Source organism: Psychromonas antarctica, assembly GCF_022267535.1.
GTDB lineage: Bacteria > Pseudomonadota > Gammaproteobacteria > Enterobacterales > Psychromonadaceae > Psychromonas > Psychromonas antarctica.
Map to the genome: position 1 here is coordinate 1 of NZ_JAHNZV010000180.1, position 3,596 is coordinate 3,596.

The following is a 3,596-nucleotide window of genomic DNA, read 5'->3' on the forward strand; positions in this document are numbered from 1 at the left end:
CCCTCAATAAGCTAAAGGCAACAGGCTGTTTGTACTTTCTCTGGGGCGCAGGCTTTAGCCTGCTTTGTTTTTACAAAATACTGTGCGAACGGTTTGAATGAACAAACACACTGGCGGACTGAAGTCCTCGCCCCTCAACAAGGTTCATTCAACGTGTGGCAGCATGCGGCTTGCACTCTCTCTGGGGCGCGGGCTTTAGCCTGCATTGTTTTTACAAAATACAGGGCAAACTGTTTGAATGAACTGAATACACTGGCGGACTGAAGTCCGCGCCCCTTAACAAGGTTCATTCAACGTTTGAGAGCATGCTGTTTGCAGGAAATCGGTAAAGGTCTCTGCGGTATCTTGTATGGCATTAAAAAGTTTCAACAGGATTAGTAATAGTATGCACCAGCCCTGCTGCTGCTGCGCTAAATTTATCCCACGACGTTAATGTTTCATAGGTTGATTTAGCACCTTCTGCCATGCTGTAACCCGCTTCTGCATTGAGTTATCGATTAAGTGTATTTATACATTGTAAAAGAAGTTCGTTGTTTAAATGCACCAATTGCAACCATCACCTAACATGACTTTTCGTTATCAACCCAATAACTTCAAGGTTTCACGCTCAGCGTCTTCTGGTGTTAACCAGCTATCAGGGCGAACACCACTGAAAATTAAATTATTGACAATCTTGAATAGTAATTTGGAATTGGAATCTTTAAAACCTAAATATTCAACTTCAATTAAATTGGGGTATTGAGCACAGCCACCAACAGGAGGCACTAACTCTCCCGCTATGAAACCTTGCTTAATTTGATAGAGCTCTTGCACAAACCCTGATTCATATTCATTTAATGCAAAAGATGCGTTCAAAAATGAATGAATTAAAGCATCAATACAACGAATAGTGTAAGGGCTATAAACAGGCTTATATAATAGCTCTGCTTCTTCTGCCAGACCGAGTAAATTCGACATGGGGATATTAATTTCTTCTCTAATTTTATCTTCAGCACTAGCATGATGAGTTAAGGTGCCATCGGTATAGATATAAGCGAGCGTGGAAACATAAGCGCGATCGACAGGCAACGCTAAATCAACATTTTCAGCCCGCTCTTTCAGCCAGTTTAACTGCGCGAGTAAACGTCCTTCAGGCGTACGGTCTGACTGTTCAAAGTTTGCAAATTTCTTTAACAACACATTACAGTTTTCAATAATATCTAACCGTTGCTCTTCTGTATTAACCATATTATTACTTTCCTAAAAACTTGACTAAAGTGCTTGGATCCGGGGTTATCTGTGTTCCACCGCCGGGCATTATTTTCCCTAATAACCCTGTGCTATAGCCACTATTATCAGTATATTGAATTAACTCACTTGCTTTACCTATCGTTGACTCAACCACTGTGCTTTTTTCGGTCAATTCAACGATATCTAAGCTATTAGCACGATTAAAACAAGGCAACGCAAGGTGATTTTTTACTCCTTCCTTATCAAGTATTCCATCTTTAAAAAATTGACCTTGCACTTCTTGATAGCCAGTTTCATCTAACCAATATGCAGAGGTTTTTATGTTTTTTTCAAACCCTTGCGTACCAATACCATAAAGTTTATCGCCTGCATTTAACTCTTTAACTCTAAAATTATCACCAGAACTTAAAACTTGTTTTATTTGCTTAGGCTCCCAGCCTTGACCTTTAAGTGTTTTAGTGGCTAATTTTTCCATATCAGAAAGGTCATCCATATCCACCGTACGGATGGTTTTAAATTTATCTTTAGGAACATGTACTTTCTCCCACTCTTGATTATGTAGCCCCGCAGGTAATTTTGTTTTGCTCGGTGTTAATTTCCCTAACTTGCCTGCATTAGTCACCACTTTACCCATACCAGCAGAAGCCAAACCGCCCACTAACACTTTATAAGCGGCTTCACCTTGTTCGCCGACAGGTAAATCGGCAAAAGTTTCTGCAGCACCTTGGATAGCATCAAAGGTTTCAACAGGATTGGTAATAGTATGCACCAGCCCTGCTGTGGCTGCGCTAAATTTATCCCATGATGTCAATGTTTCATAGGTAGATTTAGCACCTTCTGCCATGCTGTAACCCGCTTCTGCATTGAGTTTCATCAAACGCGCGCCAAAGGCTTCAGGGAAATTGTCTGCGTTATTTTCTATATTCTGCCAATGTTGTATTGCTTGTTTTTTGCTTGCATCAAGTGCATTAGGTTCTTTTGGTGCAGATGTAGTGATTGGTTTCGCTTTAGAAACCTTAGTGCCCGTCGCCAAGACAATCGGCTTAGCTGATTTATTATTGCCAACGGTTAGGTGATGATGACTAAATGAATGAGAGAATTAGAACGCCTATATTTTTTCATCCAATAGCCAGTTATCCGTAAATTAATTTTGAAATTGAGTGAAAAGTGCCCTGGTTTCCGAATGCCTCTTTAAAGCAACGAAGTATGCATGGTTGGTTAATATGCCAATCACAGCAAGCCATTCTCATATTTATTAGCTAGCGCTTTCCAAAATTCTAATAATCCACCGTCATATAACCAAGGATCCGGAAAATCAAAACCTTGATAACTATTACTTGTCGGTTTTCTGCCATAATTGATACGGCTTAAATTTTCTAAATTGTAACCACCGTGATCAGGCCCGCCGACACAAACACCTCGGGTAAACAGTAATAGTTCACCGTCGATCTCTTCCTTGTTGGAAATTTTTCCTGCTGGTAATCCGCCCTCATTGGGGGGAGTATCAAAATAGTCCAACATTCTGATTACCCAAGGTAATACCGCTAAGGGGAAACAAGCTTGGTAAGAGAGGTATTCCACTTCATTTGTATCTGGATCTTGCCAATTACCACCAACAAATGTAACTAATATATTTTCATATTTATAAAATAAGCAATCTCTATCGGGGTCAAAAGGACTTTTTATATCTGCAATTAATTTAAAACTCGCAGGGAATAGGTTTGGGTGAGTAAATTCTGGTGGGGTGATCATGAAATATTTCCTATTGGAGTGAGTTTTTCAATAATGCTAATGGCTTTATTGCTTTTAAGCGCCGCTAAGGTTTGCGGGGTGCGCTCTAAGGTTAAGGTTTCAACAATACCAAACTTTTGTTTAATTGTTGGGTTATTATTTTTAGTTAACCCATTGCCTAAAAAGTCCTCATTACTGCCCAATTTATCATGTAAATTAACCCTTGCTTCAAAAGCATCAATATCATCACCTTGCTTTACTAATACTTTGTTAAACTTTACCATGCCCTCTTTCTTCCAAACATCCATTTTTTTAGCAGCAGCTTGGTCATACAGTTTACTGTAAGTTGCTTGGTATTGTGGCGTATAGAGTGCATCAATGGTTGCATCATCAATGCCATCTAACTCATTTTTCGCAAATTGTGAAATTTCACTAAACGTGGGAGTGATTGACTCTGCTCCAGAGGTCTCTACAGCTTTATGGGTATCAACAATCACCATTGAGTAGGTGCTTTCTGGGTGATATGTTAACCCAAGAATTTCAGCACAACGTTGCGGGTCGGTATCGGCCGCTTCAATCTGATCAAAGGTGGTAGACCAATATTTAATGCCACCGTTTTTACCTTTAAAATCGCC

At 39.8% G+C, this 3,596-nt stretch carries 3 protein-coding genes and 1 pseudogene; all 4 read right to left on the reverse strand.

All coding sequences use genetic code 11. The features are described 5' to 3' along the window. Positions 1 to 579: 579 nt before the first annotated feature. Positions 580 to 1,227, reverse strand: a complete 648-nt coding sequence (locus KSO91_RS16525) for a hypothetical protein (RefSeq protein ID WP_238744123.1) — start codon at positions 1,225 to 1,227, stop codon at positions 580 to 582. Positions 1,228 to 1,231: 4 nt separating this feature from the next. Then, entirely contained in the window at positions 1,232 to 2,263 is a 1,032-nt protein-coding gene (locus KSO91_RS16530; protein WP_238744124.1) for a hypothetical protein, read from the reverse strand. Between the two features lie 197 nt (positions 2,264 to 2,460). Beyond that, entirely contained in the window at positions 2,461 to 2,982 is a 522-nt protein-coding gene (locus tag KSO91_RS16535) for a hypothetical protein (protein WP_238744125.1), read from the reverse strand. Further along, positions 2,979 to 3,596, reverse strand: a pseudogene (locus KSO91_RS16540) (PAAR domain-containing protein); the annotation flags it as partial. The pseudogene KSO91_RS16540 and the gene KSO91_RS16535, both read right to left, overlap by 4 nt.

What these genes read in the sequence shown, in the direction of transcription:
- KSO91_RS16535 (WP_238744125.1), bottom strand. Translation starts at nt 2,982, where the DNA reads ATGATCACCCCACCAGAATTTACTCACCCAAACCTATTCCCTGCGAGT.
- KSO91_RS16525 (WP_238744123.1), bottom strand. Translation starts at nt 1,227, where the DNA reads ATGGTTAATACAGAAGAGCAACGGTTAGATATTATTGAAAACTGTAAT.